18 protein-coding genes are annotated in these 17,438 nt (G+C 33.9%); 9 read left to right on the top strand and 9 right to left on the bottom strand.

What is annotated here, in order from left to right; translation table 11 throughout:
* Positions 1–291: 291 nt before the first annotated feature.
* The 7 genes from ACRBBL_RS07030 to ACRBBL_RS07000 all read left to right on the top strand — a co-directional run bounded on the left by ACRBBL_RS07030 (position 292) and on the right by ACRBBL_RS07000 (position 6,786).
* Entirely contained in the window at positions 292–507 is a 216-nt protein-coding gene (locus tag ACRBBL_RS07030) for a class I lanthipeptide (protein WP_431368317.1), read from the top strand.
* 344 nt (positions 508–851) lie between these two features.
* Positions 852–1,448: an N-acetylmuramoyl-L-alanine amidase gene (locus ACRBBL_RS07025; protein ID WP_431368316.1), complete on the top strand. Its 597-nt coding sequence runs from the start codon at positions 852–854 to the stop codon at positions 1,446–1,448.
* Positions 1,449–1,468: 20 nt separating this feature from the next.
* Positions 1,469–1,933, top strand: a complete 465-nt coding sequence (locus ACRBBL_RS07020) for a hypothetical protein (protein ID WP_431368315.1) — start codon at positions 1,469–1,471, stop codon at positions 1,931–1,933.
* 21 nt (positions 1,934–1,954) lie between these two features.
* Positions 1,955–2,311: a hypothetical protein gene (locus ACRBBL_RS07015; RefSeq protein WP_431368314.1), complete on the top strand. Its 357-nt coding sequence runs from the start codon at positions 1,955–1,957 to the stop codon at positions 2,309–2,311.
* A gap of 197 nt (positions 2,312–2,508) precedes the next feature.
* On the top strand, positions 2,509–4,143 hold the full coding sequence (locus tag ACRBBL_RS07010; RefSeq protein WP_431368313.1) for a CTP synthase: 1,635 nt from the start codon (positions 2,509–2,511) through the stop codon (positions 4,141–4,143).
* A gap of 103 nt (positions 4,144–4,246) precedes the next feature.
* Positions 4,247–6,178, top strand: coding sequence for a membrane protein insertase YidC (yidC, locus tag ACRBBL_RS07005; protein ID WP_431368312.1), 1,932 nt, complete (start codon positions 4,247–4,249; stop codon positions 6,176–6,178).
* A 431-nt stretch (positions 6,179–6,609) separates the two neighbouring features.
* Entirely contained in the window at positions 6,610–6,786 is a 177-nt protein-coding gene (locus ACRBBL_RS07000) for a hypothetical protein (RefSeq protein WP_431368311.1), read from the top strand.
* A 96-nt stretch (positions 6,787–6,882) separates the two neighbouring features.
* Here ACRBBL_RS07000 and ACRBBL_RS06995 read toward each other — a convergent pair whose 3' ends face one another.
* Both ACRBBL_RS06995 and ACRBBL_RS06990 read right to left on the bottom strand, forming a co-directional pair.
* Entirely contained in the window at positions 6,883–7,875 is a 993-nt protein-coding gene (locus tag ACRBBL_RS06995; protein WP_431368310.1) for an LLM class flavin-dependent oxidoreductase, read from the bottom strand.
* 1 nt (position 7,876) lies between these two features.
* Positions 7,877–9,181, bottom strand: a complete 1,305-nt coding sequence (locus tag ACRBBL_RS06990) for an AMP-binding protein (RefSeq protein ID WP_431368309.1) — start codon at positions 9,179–9,181, stop codon at positions 7,877–7,879.
* 170 nt (positions 9,182–9,351) lie between these two features.
* On the opposite strand from ACRBBL_RS06990, the gene ACRBBL_RS06985 reads away from it, so the two are divergent.
* The gene (locus tag ACRBBL_RS06985; protein WP_431368308.1) at positions 9,352–10,281 is read left to right on the top strand and encodes a hypothetical protein; all 930 of its coding nucleotides are present in this window, start codon (positions 9,352–9,354) and stop codon (positions 10,279–10,281) included.
* A gap of 4 nt (positions 10,282–10,285) precedes the next feature.
* On the opposite strand, the gene ACRBBL_RS06980 is transcribed toward ACRBBL_RS06985, so the two are convergent.
* The 7 genes from ACRBBL_RS06980 to ACRBBL_RS06950 form a co-directional block, all read right to left on the bottom strand.
* The gene (locus ACRBBL_RS06980; RefSeq protein WP_431368307.1) at positions 10,286–11,461 is read right to left on the bottom strand and encodes a radical SAM protein; all 1,176 of its coding nucleotides are present in this window, start codon (positions 11,459–11,461) and stop codon (positions 10,286–10,288) included.
* Positions 11,445–12,548, bottom strand: coding sequence for a hypothetical protein (locus ACRBBL_RS06975; RefSeq protein ID WP_431368306.1), 1,104 nt, complete (start codon positions 12,546–12,548; stop codon positions 11,445–11,447). Before ACRBBL_RS06975 ends, ACRBBL_RS06980 begins: the two co-directional genes overlap by 17 nt.
* 3 nt (positions 12,549–12,551) lie before the next feature.
* Positions 12,552–12,791, bottom strand: a complete 240-nt coding sequence (locus ACRBBL_RS06970) for an acyl carrier protein (protein WP_431368305.1) — start codon at positions 12,789–12,791, stop codon at positions 12,552–12,554.
* Positions 12,792–12,876: 85 nt separating this feature from the next.
* The gene (locus ACRBBL_RS06965) at positions 12,877–13,554 is read right to left on the bottom strand and encodes a nucleotidyltransferase family protein (protein WP_431368304.1); all 678 of its coding nucleotides are present in this window, start codon (positions 13,552–13,554) and stop codon (positions 12,877–12,879) included.
* Complete coding sequence (locus ACRBBL_RS06960; protein ID WP_431368303.1) at positions 13,551–14,501, bottom strand: SDR family NAD(P)-dependent oxidoreductase; 951 nt, start codon at positions 14,499–14,501, stop codon at positions 13,551–13,553. Before ACRBBL_RS06960 ends, ACRBBL_RS06965 begins: the two co-directional genes overlap by 4 nt.
* 7 nt (positions 14,502–14,508) lie before the next feature.
* The gene (locus ACRBBL_RS06955) at positions 14,509–15,609 is read right to left on the bottom strand and encodes a glycoside hydrolase family 3 protein (RefSeq protein ID WP_431368302.1); all 1,101 of its coding nucleotides are present in this window, start codon (positions 15,607–15,609) and stop codon (positions 14,509–14,511) included.
* Between the two features lie 3 nt (positions 15,610–15,612).
* On the bottom strand, positions 15,613–15,948 hold the full coding sequence (locus ACRBBL_RS06950; RefSeq protein WP_431368301.1) for a hypothetical protein: 336 nt from the start codon (positions 15,946–15,948) through the stop codon (positions 15,613–15,615).
* A 328-nt stretch (positions 15,949–16,276) separates the two neighbouring features.
* On the opposite strand from ACRBBL_RS06950, the gene ACRBBL_RS06945 reads away from it, so the two are divergent.
* Positions 16,277–17,422, top strand: coding sequence for a carboxypeptidase-like regulatory domain-containing protein (locus tag ACRBBL_RS06945; protein ID WP_431368300.1), 1,146 nt, complete (start codon positions 16,277–16,279; stop codon positions 17,420–17,422).
* The last annotated feature ends 16 nt before the right edge of the window (positions 17,423–17,438 follow it).

The raw sequence follows: 17,438 nt of genomic DNA, 5'->3' as shown, positions 1-17,438 counted from the left end.
CCAATACCCAACACCCAACACCAAATACCCAATACCCAATACCCAGATTCATAAGTGATATCTACTTCGTATAGATAAAGTTGCTAAAAAAATTATCCCAAAAACTTCTCATTTTGTCACATCTCACTTTTAATTCATCACTATTTATATGAGAGTTTATCACAAAGCTTTATGAATAGTACGGTTGAGTTTTTTTTGCAGATATATTTGATGCATCCATTGTGTATCAAGAATTCTATCATTCTTTCAAAATACCAATGAGTTTTATCTAACACTAAAACAATTACCATTATGAAGAAAAAAAGAAGTATTCAAAAACTGAGTTTTCACAAAGAAAAGATTAGTACATTAAACGCAGCAACGGGAGGAGCAAACGTTACTACAACGATAGTTAATGGAGTCACCAAGGTTGCATCAATAGCTATGGGAGGTACTTGTTTCGAGACTTGTACTGTAGAAACTCTTAATAGGTTGATATGCCAGGCTAATTTTACTGAAGATTGTTAACTGCTAAAAGGTTTTTTTGGGCTTTCAAAAAGATCTTTTTTTTAGTAAATAATATTGAAGCTATCAGTTTCTGAGGAACATTCAGAAACTGATAGCTTCTGTTGTAAACACGCTAGAATGTTTTTATAATATTTGTTAAGGACGAATCTTAAAATCCTAACAACTTCAATAACACATTAACGAACATTTAACCTGAAACTACGGAAAAGGGGTTTTTCCCCTTTTCAGAATATCTCAATAATGCCTATCTTTAAGAATTCCCCTTTTGCATACATTCAATAAGTAAAACATGTACTTATTGAAGTTATGTTTTGAAGGGATTTTTTGTTTAAACATACCATATTATGATAGTATTACTTGACAACGGACATGGAGGGTTAATCAACGGACAATACCAAACGCCAGGAAAACGTTCTCCTATATGGAATGATGGCACGCAACTATTTGAAGGCGAATTCAATCGTGCCATCGTCAATGGAATTATTGAAGAACTTACAGCACTTGGCATTCCGTATGAAAACTTAGCACCAGAATACAGAGATGTAACGCTACAAACACGTGTACGAAGAGCTAACAAATACGGCTCTCGAAACTGTTTTTACATTAGTGTACATTCAAATGCTGGAGGCGGACACGGAAGTGAAATATTTACCTCTGTTAGAAACACCAGAAGTGATGCAATTGCCACTGTTTTTGGGGAAGAATTCAAAAGAGAATTTCCAAACAGACGATTGCGTACCGATTTCTCTGATGGCGACTTAGACAAAGAAAAAAACTTTTATGTTTTAAAACATACAAAAATGCCAGCCATTTTGACCGAAAACTTCTTTATGGACAATGAAGAAGAATGCAAATCTATCTTAATGACGCGTGAAGGACGATTAAAAGTTATCCACTATCATGTAAACGCGATCAAAAGAGTACAACGCGAATTATTTTAACCTAACATAACAATTCAAATATGAAAACACGTTTTTATGCAGTGTATTTAAGCGCACTAGCATTTTTATTAGTCACCTCTTGTGCTTCACTCCGCACAGCAGCCTTTGATCAATATTCCTATCAAAAAGGAACAGAAATAAAAGTAGATGCTTCTCGCTTGATGGACAAAGCTACGATGTCTTACGATTCTCAAAAAGCAGCGATAGAAAACCTTCAAGCTGAATTAGAGAAAATGGTTGAGTACGAAAAAAATAAGCCAGACAATAAAATAAGCTATGCCATGTGGAAAATGATAGCAAATCCAGATAAAAATTTTATCGCAGGATTTTTAAAGCGATGGAAAGATAAAGGAACCTTATCATCATTTTTTATCAAAGAAGCAAAGGGACAAACTGTAGAAGCATTGGATTTAATTCTACAATACGAAGGAAAAAAAGATCCTGCAGCAGAAAAAAGACTGCAAGGAATGTTAGGAATACAATAACGACATAACAATATACACAATATGGACTTTAAAGATTTATTGAAAGAACTAAAAGGGAACTTATTAAGTCTCATGGGAGCAAAGTTTGACGACTTAAAAGATGAGTCAAAAAAAGATGTGCAAGACTTTTTAAAAGCTTCTAAAGAAAAACTAGAACGTTGGACAACATTACTTGCCGAAGGAAACTTAACACTCGATGATTACAAATGGTTGGTGGAAAGTCAAAAAGATTTAGTAGTGTTAGAAGGACTATATGCGGCTGGTGTTTCCAAAATAAAATTAGGACATTTAAAAAACAGCATTTTAGACACTGTAATCAGTACTGCTATAGGTTTTGTAAAGAAAGATGAGGATAAAAATGATGAGGCAAATGCCTAATGTAAGCATTAAAAAATCATCACTATAAAGTTTGGTATCACTTTATGAAACATAGGATGCTGATAATCAGTTTTATCAGAAAAAAATACAAAGGTTGAATACACTTGAAAAATAGTTATTCAACCTTTATTAATTATAAATACTTCTTTGTACTTTTGCCGCCGAATACAACAACAACACAACACACAATTACAATAATGGCAAACACCAAATACATATTTGTTACGGGCGGTGTTACCTCTTCTTTGGGAAAAGGAATAATTGCGGCTTCATTAGCCAAATTACTCCAAGCTAGAGGTTACAGAACGACTATTCAAAAACTAGATCCTTACATCAATGTTGATCCTGGAACGTTAAATCCGTATGAGCATGGCGAATGCTATGTAACGGACGATGGCGCAGAAACTGATTTGGATTTAGGACACTATGAACGTTTTTTAAATGTTCCTACGTCGCAAGCCAATAATGTAACTACAGGACGTATCTATCAAAGTGTGATAGAAAAAGAACGTAGAGGTGAATTCTTAGGAAAAACAGTACAAGTAGTTCCGCATATCACAAACGAAATAAAAGAACGCATTCAAATTCTTGGGAAATCAGGAAACTACGACATCGTTATTACAGAAATTGGTGGAACTGTCGGAGATATTGAATCGTTACCGTACATCGAATCTGTTCGTCAATTATTGTGGGAATTAGGAGAGGACAACGGAATGGTAATTCATTTAACCTTAGTGCCATATCTTTCTGCCGCAGGTGAATTAAAAACAAAACCAACGCAGCATTCTGTAAAAACCTTAATGGAAAGCGGAATTAAAGCAGATGTTTTGGTGTGTAGAACGGAACATGAACTCTCAGAAGAATTACGTCATAAACTTGCTTTATTCTGCAATGTAAAACGTGAAGCTGTCATTCAATCGATTGATGCGAAAACGATTTATGATGTGCCAAATTTAATGTTGGAAGAACGTTTGGACGCTGTGGTAATGAAGAAGCTGAACTTGGTAGACGAAGGAACACCAGCGTTAACAACTTGGAACAAATTCCTAACCAAACTAAAAAATCCTAAAAATGAAGTCACTATTGGACTCATTGGAAAATATGTAGAATTACAAGATTCATACAAATCTATTTTGGAAGCGTTCATTCATGCAGGAGCAGAAAACGAAATCAAAGTAAAAGTAGAATCAATTCACTCAGAACATATCACAGAAAAAACCATTGCAGAAAAGTTTAAAAACTTAGATGGAATTTTGGTTGCGCCAGGATTTGGAGACCGTGGAATAGAAGGGAAGATACGTGCCGTACAATATGCTCGTGAAAACAATGTGCCTTTCTTAGGAATTTGCTTAGGAATGCAAATGGCAGTAATTGAATTCTCAAGAAATGTATTAGGTTTAGATAGTGCCAACTCTACGGAGATGAATCCGAATACGGCTAGTCCAGTGATTAATTTGATGGAAGAGCAAAAAGAAATCACAGACAAAGGCGGAACGATGCGTTTAGGAGCTTGGGAATGTGAATTGAAAGAAGGAAGCAAAGCGTATGACATCTACGAAAAATCAATGATTTTAGAACGTCATCGCCATCGTTATGAGTTTAACAACGAATACAAAGAAAAATTAGAAAATGCAGGATTAACTGCTACAGGATTCAATCCGAAAACTGGATTGGTGGAAATTGTTGAATTGCCGTCACATCCTTGGTTTGTCGGTGTGCAATATCACCCTGAATACAAAAGTACTGTAGCCAATCCGCATCCACTATTTGTTGCATTTGTAAAAGCAGCATTAGTACATACAGAAAAAAAACAAAATGCCACTATGGCATAAATACATAAATTGGACACCTTTTTGAGTAACAAAAAGGCAAAAAAGAAGTCTATTGTAAATAGATAGATCACTTTTAGTGAGATTAGCATAAATTATCGATTAAATGGAAGAAAACAAGTTTGATTACAAACAATTAATAGGATTTGCTCTAATAGCCTTAATAGGGGTTTTTTGGTTAAACAGCGTCAAGCCAACTCCGGAAGAAGAAGCTGCTAAAGCTGAAGCTGAAAAAGCAAAAACAGAACAAGTTGCAACCGACAGTACAGGAACTACAACACCTAAAACGTCAGGACAGGAAGTAACAACTTTAGATTTGACTGATTCCACGAAAGTGGTAAAGCCTAAAAGTAATACAGGCGCTTTTGGTTTCAACGAAGGAAAAGTTTCAATAGATGGTGTAACTACGATTGAAAATGATTTAATTTCCTTAAAAATTAGTAACAAAGGTGGACAAATTGTAGAAGCACTTGTCAAAGGAAAAAAGGATAATGGTAAAGTAGAAAAGCTTGAAACCTACGATGCAAAACCTGTATACTTAGTTAAAGATGGAAATGCTTCATTTGGATTAAACTTAACGACATCAGAAAATCGTGTAATCAATACGAAAGACTTAGCTTTTGAACCAACATATACAGAAACTGATGGTGTAAAAGTACTTTCGATGAAATTGAAAGTAGCAGCTGATAAATATTTAGAATACAGATACGAGCTGAAAGATGATTATATGATGGATTTCACGGTTCGTTCGCAAGGACTAAATGGATTCATCAATGCGAGTCAGCCAGTAAACTTGGAATGGAAACTAAAAAGTTTTAGACATGCAAAAAGTGTAACGTATGAAAACCGTTATACAGATTTACACTACGAATACGAAGATGGAAAAGATAGCTACCTAGGGCAAATGACCGATGAGGAAAAACCTAAAGGAGTTACTTGGTTAGGGTATAAGCAGCATTTCTTTACTTCTATCTTATTAACAGATACACCTTTTAGAAGAGCAGATATTACTTCTGAAAACATTGTAGACAGCGAAATGGCTGAGAAAGATGTTAAATTCTTAAAGAACTTCAGTTCTACAATTCCTTTAGAGTTAAAAGGAGGAGAATTAAATTATGCGATGGACATGTATCATGGTCCTACAGATTATGACACACTTTCAGCGTATGACAGAAACTTAGACGAAATTGTACCGTTAGGTTGGGGAATTTTTGGTTGGATAAACCGTTACTTCTTAATTCCATTGTTTGGATTGCTAGGAGCATTTTTACCAGCAGGTATAGCTATTATTGTGATGACTATTTTAGTGCGATTATTATTATCGCCAATCACGTACAAGTCATACTTATCGCAAGCGAAGATGAAAGTAATTCGTCCAGAGATCGCTGAGATCAACGAAAAGTACAAGGACGATGCAATGAAGAAGCAGCAAGAAACAATGAAGTTGTATGGAAAAGCAGGCGTCAGTCCAATGGCAGGTTGTATTCCTGCATTGATGCAAATTCCTGTATTCTACGCATTATTTATGTTCTTCCCATCGGCGTTCGAATTAAGACAAAAAAGCTTCTTATGGGCAGAAGATTTATCATCGTATGATACCATCTACAAATTCCCAGAAGGATTCAGTATTCCATTATATGGAGATCACATTAGTTTATTTCCAATTTTGGCTTCTATTGCAATTTTCTTCTATATGAGAATGACAACAGGTCAGCAAATGAGCTCAATGCAGCAGCCGAAGCAAGATGGAATGCCAGACATGAGCAAAATGATGAAGTACATGATGTATTTCTCTCCATTAATGATGTTATTCTTCTTTAACAACTACGCGAGTGGATTAAGTTTATACTATTTCGTATCTAACTTAATTACAATCGGAATCATGTTAGTTATCAAGAAGTATATTATTGATGAAGACAAAATTCATGCACAGATAGAAATAAACAAAAAGAAGCCTAAAAAGCAGAATCGTTTCCAAAAGAAAATGCAAACGATGATGGAGCAAGCGGAAGCTCAGAAAAAGGCGAAAGGGAAATAGGTTTAATTTAGACCGCACATGCGTGCTGTTAGAAGTTAGACCTTAGAACGCTTCACTTCGACTTCGCTCAGTGTGAACGCTTTTAGATTTGTTCTTGCTGACGCAAGAATTTAAAAAGTATTATATAAAAAGCTCCTCAATTTGAGGAGCTTTTTTTGTGCCTAATTATCTTTAATCTAAATCGAATTGCTACAGCTATTTGATGAGGTGAGACAAACATCAAGACAAAATAATTAGATGATTATTTAGTGAATACAAAATTAAAGAGAATGAGTAGCTACTTGTACAATTTATAATAGAAGAAAACCTTCTTAAAGTGTTAAGAATTAAGTTGTTTCTAACTGGGATTCACTCTGAAAAACGGAGCGAAAATTCGTTACATATGAAAATAATACTTATATTGTAGTGAATTACATTAAAATGAAAGAATTATGAAAGCAAGTAAAAAAATAAAAGTATTAAAAGTTCACGAAAAAGAAACGCTATTAGGAGGATTTAAAGGAGACTTAAATTTAAATCATAGAGTAGCTGATTGTGACGATCCAACATGTAGTTGTTGTGACCATAAAGCCCCAATGGCTCCTGTTGATAGCTCACCAAGAAGCTAAAGACTAAAATAATATATAAAAATTGTCTTTGTGTAATACGTTTGTATTCATAAAGGCAATTTCTTGTTTTAAAATGTAGCTGATTTAAGTAGGGAATTAGAGTTTTTTAATGACAGTATTGATCTCTTGTATTTCGTTGAAACCAGTCTTTGGTATTTCAATAATCATACTTTCAACACCTTCTTTAATATACGTTTGTATATAGCTTGAAACTTCTTCGTAACTACCAACCAAATACGGAACATCAGTATAACCATTCATAAATGGTTGTAAACTATACACGGTATCTTCTTCCGAATTCTTATAACGGTTGTATACGTTTTGTTTCCAAACTGATTGCGATTGTTTAATGGAGATTTGTTGCAGAATAGATCGCTTCCGATCAACTTTACTAAAACTTGCTAATATATCTTGAGCTTCTTCGTTGGTTTCTCTGGCAATAATACCAAAATGATAACTAATCTTTTGTGAAGAATTCAAGGATAGTTTTGACAAACTTTCGCCCATCTTTAATTGTGTCATATTTTTTTGCTGAATCAACTGTTGTGCAAACTCAGAACTTCCTGCAATATGAAACATAGGTTGTAATTCTTTAGGTAATGAACCTTTAAATACAATGTTTTCTAAAGTATAATACTTTCCTTTGAAGGAATACGTTTCGGCTTCATTTGCGGTCAATAGTTCTTGTACAATCGTTATAAATTCATTCAAGCGTTTGTATTTTTCTTCTTTAGAAAGTGAATCGTTAATTTTTAAAGAATCTGCTGCAGATCCGCCAGTAATAAAGTTGAGGTAAATAGGTCGTTGGTAAAATGTAGATAGATTGTACAAATTCCGAACGACATACAAAGGATGTACAAAACACGGATTGATCGCAATAAAAGGAAGTTTGGAAGATTTAGACAATAACTCTTGTGCAAAAAACCACGGATTTATCGGACCTTCAATCGATTCTGGTAACAAGGTTCCTGAAAAATGCAATGCATCTGTTTGTTCAATAAAATCTGTTAGATAGCTTGAAAACGATACCTTTTCTTCAAAAATAGAATCGCGCGAAATGCCCAACAAATTAAATATCTGTACACTCATATTACTTTCTAATTATTTTTCCTGTGTTGGTTCGTTCAATAGTTTTTACTTCTTTAATGCTATCTGGAAGTGCATAGGTTGGTAAATGACTTCTAAGATAATTCTTCAAAGCAACTTTATCATAATTTTCTAGCGGAATAATATGTGCAATCAGTGCATCATTTTTAGTGAATACCTGTACATCTTGAATCATCTCAGCATCCAAACACACTTTCTCAATATGATTTGGTGAAACTTTATATCCTTTCACTTTCAAAAAAGATGCTTTCCGATCTATAATGCATAATCTTCCTGTTTCCATAAAACCAATATCTCCTGTAGCAATCTCAGTTGTATCATACATATTCTGAATCACAATTTCATCTGTAATATCAATGTTATAAATTGGCAGTATTGTATATGAATTTGTATTGTCTTCTAAACGTGTAAATGTGTTCAAGCCAATTACAGAAGGAATTTCAGAAACTCCATAGCGAACCGAAAATGAAACATCAAGATACACTTCACGAAGTGATTTCAACAGCGAATCGTGTACAAAATCGCCACCAAAACTAATATGTTTCAAATTGCTAAAATGAATCTTCTTTTTAAATACGAGCAACTGTTTATAAAAATACGGAACACCTTCAATTGCGGTTATTTTTGATTGAACCTCTTTCTTTGCCATCAAACGAAAAATTCCTGCAAACGTAGCTTCACTCGGAATGTAAATCGTGCTATTTCCCTGCGTATATTCCAACAACGCACTAAAACCATAGGAATGTGTCAAAAACGGACTAATCAATACGTGCTGGTCGTTACAATACGGCATACAATCATTCATGCGAATACTTTCCAAACTCACGCCTATTTGTTGGTGTGTATTCCAGATTAATTTTGGTATTCCTGTTGTTCCGCTAGACACAAAACCGATCTTTGCAAGGTTTGGTTGCTCTGCTGTTGCAGTTTGTTCTTTGATGCGATAACTTGTCAAATCGTTCACAGTAAAAGCGCTTGAAACATGTTCTTTAGGAGTAATCACCAAAGTACATGAAGCTTCTAAAAGTAAACTCTCTTCAAGATTTCGATCTATTTCAAACGGAAGTAATACAAATGTTTTTCTATGTATAATACATGACCAATTACAAAACGCTAACAACGCTTGATCTTTAATTTTCAACGCAATAATCTCGTTTGTATTTGCTAAAAACTGCTTTTCAAAATCATTGACAAACGAAAACCATTCCGCATACGTATATGCTGCTTTATCTGTTTGTAGATAGATTGCATCAGGTTTACGGTTTGCTAAGAAATTGTATAAAAGCATTTGTGTTTTTCTTTCTTTTTAAAAGTATGGAAAATATTGTGAATTGAGAATCATTACTAAAATTTAAAATAGATTGAAAAATCTTACTTATTGTTTTGAATTTGTATAGGAATGTGATAGATTTAAAATGACTTAATAGTAAGTTAGAAATCAAGGTGAAAAATATAAAAATGAAAACGGACATTATAAAATTATGTAAAAACTTAAATAGACAAATACATAATCCATTATTTCACAATTTTTATAACATACCAGATCAACTAAACTATAATCAGACATTTACCTCAATTGATTTAGTTGAAGATAGCCAAATAGCTATTGAAGAATTTGAAAATATCGATATTGATGGAATTCAAGGAAGAAGTACTTTATTAATATATGGCTTATTACAATCATTTTTTCTTCAACACGATGGACTTTTTTATCTGTATAAATGTATTGTAAATAGAAATATAAAACGAGATGACTTTTTTAATCTATTTTCTTTCGATAAAAATATTCGTGAAGTACGTAATGATATTGCTGGTCATCCAACAAATAGACACAGTTCTGAATTCTATTTTATAGCTAAAGGAACTACAACAAAATATGAATTTACATATGCAGGTTATACACCTGAATTCAGAACAGTAGATGTTGATTTAAAAATTTTCATACAAAAACAATTCGATTTTGCAGAAAAAGTATTGCTATTTATACAAAATAATATCAAACAAAAGATAGAAATGAAAAAAGAAGAGCATAAAAATATTAAGCTTAGTGAAATGATAATAGAAGCTGATAGAAACATACAATTAATTTCTCGTGGAATTAGGGATGGTGAGAGAAGTTTTGAAGGAGAGTGGGGAATATCTGGAGTAGAAAAATCTATTCAAAATTTAAAAAAAGAATTGGCATTAAGGTATAATAGTAATTTACCAGCTAGTATTTCTGAGTCTTTCAGAATGATTGATCATATTTTATTAAGATTTAGAGAATGGGATAGTGAAAACCTACTTCTAAATAATGATGATGCAGAAATTTTCCTTGATAGCTTAGATAATCAAATATCAGAACTTTCTGAAATGTTAAAAGAGGTAGATGAAGAATTTAATACTTAAAACACTACATCCCATTAGAAAACAAAATCTCGCACTTCGAACAAATCGGCATCAATTCATTATTATGTGTTTCACGGAATTTGGTAAACGTTTCGCCATGCCAAACATCCTTCATATCGTTTTCATACAAATTCCCCATTTTAAATTCTGTAAACTTTTTACAAGAAACCACATTTCCAGAAGGCATTACATCCATACGATTGGAAATTCCTAAGCAAGTCGCTTTACACGATGGCGCTTCCGATTTTCCTTTGAGATAGGCTTCAATTTCGCTTAACTCCAAATCTGGTTGAAAACGAATGCGAATGTTCCACGTTTTCTCTAAAATACGGTGAATCTGCGCTAACAAATCATCATACAATTTCATATCAATATGAAAATCAAAAGATTCCCAAGTCCGCTTGCGAATGCGTGGTTTTTCTAACCAATCATACTTTTCTTCGTAGAAATCCGTCATCTTTTCTGCTTCATCTTCAGGAATGTACCAAGGGAAATTAAAATACAAGGTGTCAATTCCTTTCGATTCAAAATATTCACAACATTCATACAAATGCGGAATCACATCTTCGCTAAACACGGCAGCAATCGAAATATGACCTTTGTAAACTCCTTGTTGTTGTAAATCAATCAAATGATCTACATTATCCATGATTTTTTTAAATGTTCCTTTTCCGCGAAGTTTATCATGTTGCGCTTCCAAACCTTCCACACTTACCAACGTAGTTAGCTTTTCTGAGATTTTTACCAACGAATCTATCTTTCGTTTGATGGACAAACCATTCGTGCACACCACCGTATCACGCGGATCGCTTGCCAACAATTCAACCAATTCGTTCCAATACGTATAAATCATTGGTTCGCCGCCCCATAAATAAATGTGCGACTTTTTATGACGTGTTTCTTCCAGTAATTTCTTGATAATATCAATGTCTAAATCACCTTGGACTTTCACTTCTTTCTTGTCCAAATGTCTGTGAAAACCAACGTCATTCCATTGAAAACAATGTGTGCAACGCAAATCGCAACGATTCGTCAATTTCAAACCAATTTCATTCGGAACTTCGGCAGCATAAGTTGGATCTTTCATGCGTTCTGCATAGCATTTTCGAGTAAAATCGATCTTCTCCTTAAAGCGTTGCAAGGCTTCTTTTGTATAAGGTTTGTTACTTTTTGGCTGCATACGATACTGAATTAGCGACTAAGTTTGTATAGGTTTTTAGAAAACACGGAGTTTTCGTTTTGATAGCAAGAATTCGCGATTGCATTTCTTGTAATAATTCGTCTTTCTGTTCACTTTCTTGCCATGTTTCAAGCGAGATTCCGAGTTGTAATGTTTCCCAGAGTTTTTTATTGCTGTTCTCGTTTTTCCCCACAGTTTTTAGAAAGAGTAAAGGTGTTTCCGAAATCAAAGAATCCATTAATGTCATACCACCAGGTTTGCTAACAATGGCTTTACTTTTAGAAAGAACAGTCAAAATTCCTGGATGTTTTGTATAGTTTTTTGCAACTAATTTTGAAGCAGCGTCAATTCTCCCGAAAGGAGGAAAACCATCATCATACAAAGGATTCCAATTTGGTTGATTCGCGTGAAGTGAGATATTTTCAGTGGAAAGCTCTTGAATAGCATTCACTATTAAATTGACATGATAATCTTCCGTGAATTGTTCCGTTTTTGAAGCAAAATCTCCCAAGTCCCAACCGCCACCATGAATGGTCACATTGTTTGTTCGTTCCGAATAGGGAAGTGGTTCAATCTCAGGAATATTCAATACATAATTGATTTTGTTGGTTGCTGCGTTGAAAAATGATACATCGTTTGTAATCAGGTTTTCGTGTCGTAACAACGATTCCCAAGTGGAAGAAACAGCCGAATCTACACGACATGCATCAATCACACAATTAGGCTGTTGTTTTTTATAGGTTTGAAGCGTTTCAAGCCACAATCCTGAAAAGCATAAAAAGTGCGTAGTATTGTTTTCTGACCATTCTTGAAATAACGTTTCCGTCTTTTCGGAGCTTAGTTTTTTGGTATATTTTACAGGAATTCGAGAAGCGATTTGCACCAAACGCACATCTTTTTTAAAAGCTGTTTTTGTGCGTTCAAATTCGGAAGTTGCTTTCTCGTCAAAATAACGTTCAATACTGTAAATATTTACATTGTAATTCAACGCTTTTAGTTGTTCATAAATAATAAGCGCAGGAAAATAAACTCCATACCCAATGATGGAAGAAAGGATGTTTATGGTATGCGTTTCTTTAGAATTCATGCGTTATTCTAGCTCTTTTTCGATATATGCTTTTACTGTTTTATAGACGAAAAATGTTTCCAAATCGACTTCTTCTAAATCGACTTCCACACCAAAAACATTTTCAATTTCCAAGATAAAATACATCATATTCAACGATGTCATTCCTAAATCGGTTGTCAAATTCGTTTCTTCCTGAATATCTTTTGGCGTGATTGTATCATCTAAAATCTCTGTGAGAATGCTAGCTAGTTTTTCTTTCATTTGTTGCTGTCTATTTTCTATTCTTATCAAATGGAACATTCTAAATTACCATTTTAATCTATATGTAACCTTTTGAAAAAGTGTTTTATGAGTTTGTATATAATTTTTCAGCAATATGCAATTGCGCTTTGGTATTTACAGAATACCAGGTTTTTGTATAGGTTTCGGAAGCAACTAATAATTTTTGTGATATAAGCTGTTGCCAAACATCATAAAAATTTTCTGCTGCTTCTGTAGTGTCATTTATTTTCTTCGGATTGAGAATTTGAATTCCCGAACCGTAAATTGGACTGACTTCCGTTCTGCTTAATTGCTTGATTTTGTTGTTTTCATGTTGAATGAAATCACCTTCAATTCCATCTACAGGTTGCACAGGAATTAGCATACACGCAGGTTTGTTGAACTGTTGGTATTGCTGTGAAATCCATTCCAAATCAATCTCTACAATATTATCACAAGTCAAAACTAATAATGGTTCATCCAATTGTTTTAATAAAGTATTATATAGCCACCAAGAATTTCCTTTTCCGTTGGTGTTGAAAATATTGTGAACGCCTTCTTTGATCGCGTATTCTGCGAGTTCTGCACCTTTGTAACCAACCGTAATACTGATGGTTTCTAAATGAAGTTTGACAAGTTGTTTTAACGAATTACCAATCAACATTGCATTATTAAACTGAATCATTGCTTTTGAGGTGTTGCTTGTGAGAGGCATCATGCGTAATCCTCTTCCAGCAGCTAGTATCAAAGCATGTTTAATCAAAATATATGATCGGTTTCAAAAGTTAGTAATTGCTGTAATTTGTCTTTTGTCAAGTATTCTTGATTGTCGGTTGAAACAGAATCTTCAATCGGATTTTCTACAATATGATTGTGAATCAGGTAGAAATTTTCACCATTAAGTTCAATTCTTGAAGTTGCTTTTACTTCATACGGATCAATCATAACTTCGTCAATACTTTCACCAGCTCTCGCAGGAATCTTTTTGTAGCTTCCGCCGTTGAGTTCAATAAAACAATCCAAGGCATCTTGCATGAATACTGTTTTCATTTCTGGACAAAGAATTTTTCCTTTGGTATGTTCAATATGATTCAAGCAGTTTTCTACCAAACTTGCAGCATCATCCAAACTAAAGATAAAACGTCGCATGTGCGCGCCAGTAGTTTCGATGCAATTGTCGTTTTCTTTCAACATTTTTTGCCAAATTGGAAATACAGAACCTGTAGACCAAGCAATGTTTCCGAAGCGTACACAAGCAAATTTTGTCTTTGCATCGTCATTCATCAATAAGAATAATTTTTCCATGACACGCTTGGATAAACCGTAAAACGAATTGTTTTTCACGCTGGCTTTGTCAGTGGAAATTCCAATCACGGTTTTTACATTGTGCTCAATAGCTGCACGTGCAATATTTTGTGAACCTTTGATATTGATGTCTAAACATTCGTTTGGAAATTTTTCAGCTAAGTGTACATATTTTGTCGCTGCTGCATGAATAATCACATCGGGTTTTGTCAATGAAAGTGTCTCGCGTATAGCATCCATATTGGTGATATCCATGGGAATTACTTCACAGCCAATCACTTTTCGAACACGTTCGTTTAGATAATTGTTTCGACCACAAAGCACAACATGATAGTGTTCTTTGAACTTTCGTGCCAACGCACGACCTAAGAAACCTGTTCCGCCTGTGATTAAAATTTTCTTCATTTATGAATTACAAATTTTTCTTGAATTTTAGAATTCTTTGATAGGACTCATTGATACGTTCTTCTGAAATCTCGCCATCTGCAATCATCTTTTTTACGATATTAATAATATCTTGAGGTAAAATCATATCGCGGCCTTTCATTGGAATATGGTTTGAAAACATCAACACGTCCACACCAGCATGAATTGCCATTTGAATAGATTTTTCAAAACCAAACTGATCGGCAATGGCTTTCATTTGCATATCATCAGAAAAAATAACACCATCAAAACCTAGATCACCACGTAAATAATCGGTCATAATCTTTTTAGAAAGTGTTGCAGGTAATTTAGAATCGTCTAACTTTTCATTCACAATATGCGCAGTCATAATCGCATCTACATTGCCTTCATACAACAATTTCATATACGGAAACACTTCTTGTTGTTTCCAATACTTGCTCACATCTGTTACATTGTAATGTGAATCTTGACGCGAATTTCCGTGTCCAGGAAAATGTTTTACCACCGTTTTTACATTAAAATAACGATGACTTAAAATTACTTGTCGCGCATGCTTGATAATATCTTGCGGATTTGTAGAAAATGCACGGTGATTCTTTCCAATTGGAGGATTATCATCATTATGAACATCTAAAACTGGTGTGTAATTCACATTGATACCTAACTCTAATAAGTTGTGTGCAATAATATCACTGTAATATTTTGTAGAATCAATATCGTTTATTTCTCCTAAGTATTTTGCGGTAACTGTTTTTGGAAAACCATATTTTTGTTTCAATCGGTTTACTTTTCCACCTTCTTCATCAATACTTACCAATAGCGGAAGTTTTGAGTCTTTCTTAAGTGTGGCAATCAATTTAGTTAGATTTTCAACCGAATTTAACTTTGTAATATTCTTTTCATATATCAAAACACCACCGAGTTTTTGCGCTTTAATATCTGCCAAAATCTTATTGTCAGATCGTATTTCGGTATCTTTTCCAATACCAAGCATAATCATCTGACCAATCTTTATCTCTAGACTGTCTGTTTTCTTTGTTTGTGAAAATCCTGTGTTCCAAACAAAAAGAAAGGTGATGGCAATAATTCCTATTTTCAATTTCATGTACTACTTTTTTTTAATTGCTTCAATGGTTTTGTCTCCGTCTTGATCGAACTTATGATATTGCTCTACCACAAAATTATCATAGAAAAAGCAATAGGCTAATTCTCCATTTTTATGGAAAAACAAAATAATCCGATCTGTTAAGCATTGTTCGTCTTTAACTTTATAATATATTCTATACTTAACATAAAATATGCCACCTGTTTTAAAATACTCGCGTTCTACTTCTTCATTGCTCTCGTAGACCGCATTTTCATAGGGAACACGCATTCTGAAAACTTTTTCAAATTGCGCTCTCAATTTTTCTTCACAAGAATCAATTGGGATGATGGTTTTCATTTGTATAATGGAATAATATCTCTAATGTAATGAATCGTAAAACCTTTATTTTATAAGTAGATTCTACGCTAGTTTTTCGAATATACGCTAAAATAAGATAAAATAAAAAGCTGTTACTATTCTGTATCACAAAACTTTTAACAGCAATAGTAAGGTAATTATTGCTTGAATTTTGAGAAGTTTAGGGGAATTTCAAGTTTTTAATTGTTCTAAATATGTAAATAAAAAGCTTAATAGCTTAGAGATTAAATAATTAAAATTACAAAATGCACGCAACCAAATTGAGTTTTGTGCATCTACACTATAACAATCTAACCGAAATTACGATATGAGAATTCAAAAAATAGCACTGATTGTACTCGTTTTTTCTTTTTTACTTTCGTGTGAAAAGGACAACGAAGCAGCTCCAATAGGAGAAAGTAGTATCTCTGGAAAATTTTTAGCGCCAAATAATGCAGATCCAATTGTAAACGGATTGATTACGGCAACTAAAGATGAAACGGTAGTTTCTGAAACACTCACGGCAACCGATGGAACGTTTACATTGACAAACCTAACTGCAGGAACTTATACGATATCTTTGAAAAAAGGATTGTTTAGCTCAGAAAGAACTCTAGAAGTTGCTAGTGAAGACAATATTGATATTCCAGACATTCCTATTGAAAGCTTTCCAAGAATTGGAGTAGTAACAGGAAACTTTGATAATATTGAATCTGTATTATATGATATTGGTTTGGTAAACCCATTTACACAAGAGCCATTATTTGATATCATTAATGGAACTTTTGCAGGAAGACCTTCAGGAGGAGACAGTCACGGACATGGTCATGGAAGTACTACTGGCGCTTTTACGGCGAAAACCAATGATAACTTACAGCCTAATGTTGACTTTTACTTTGCAGACTTAATTGCAGATCCTGCATTATTAGCAGAATATGATATTCTCTTTTTAAACTGTGGATTGAGTGAAAGCTACACAGAACACAATGACAATATTACGCAATACGTAAGTAATGGCGGAATTTTATATGCAACCGATTGGGCTTTTAAATACTTAGAAGGAATCACAGGAGATGGACAACAATTCATCAATTTCTTAGATCCTGAAAAAAGCGGACGTTCTACAGAAACAGAAGCAACAATTTTTGATCAAGACTTGATTGATTGGTTACAAATAAACTTTGGAATTACAATAAGCAATGACGATACCATATTACTTGACGAATTCATTGGAGGATGGCAAGTAGTAGAAAGTGCTAATGATGCTTCGGTAGTAAGTTGGTTTAACGGACCAGTAACATACCGAGATGCAGCAGGTGCAGAAATCACAGAAAATAAAGACTTGGCGTTTACATTTTTAGTTGGAGAAGGAGGCGTGTTTTACTCTTCATTTCATACGGAAAACCACGACGACGGATTCAATACAGTTGACAGACTCTTAGAATACTTAGTATTTGAATTGTCTGCATTGTAACTATAAATGTAATATA

It is taken from the genome of Kordia sp. (genome assembly GCF_050633145.1).
Lineage (GTDB): Bacteria > Bacteroidota > Bacteroidia > Flavobacteriales > Flavobacteriaceae > Kordia.
This window is presented reverse-complemented; position numbering and strand designations above follow the sequence as displayed.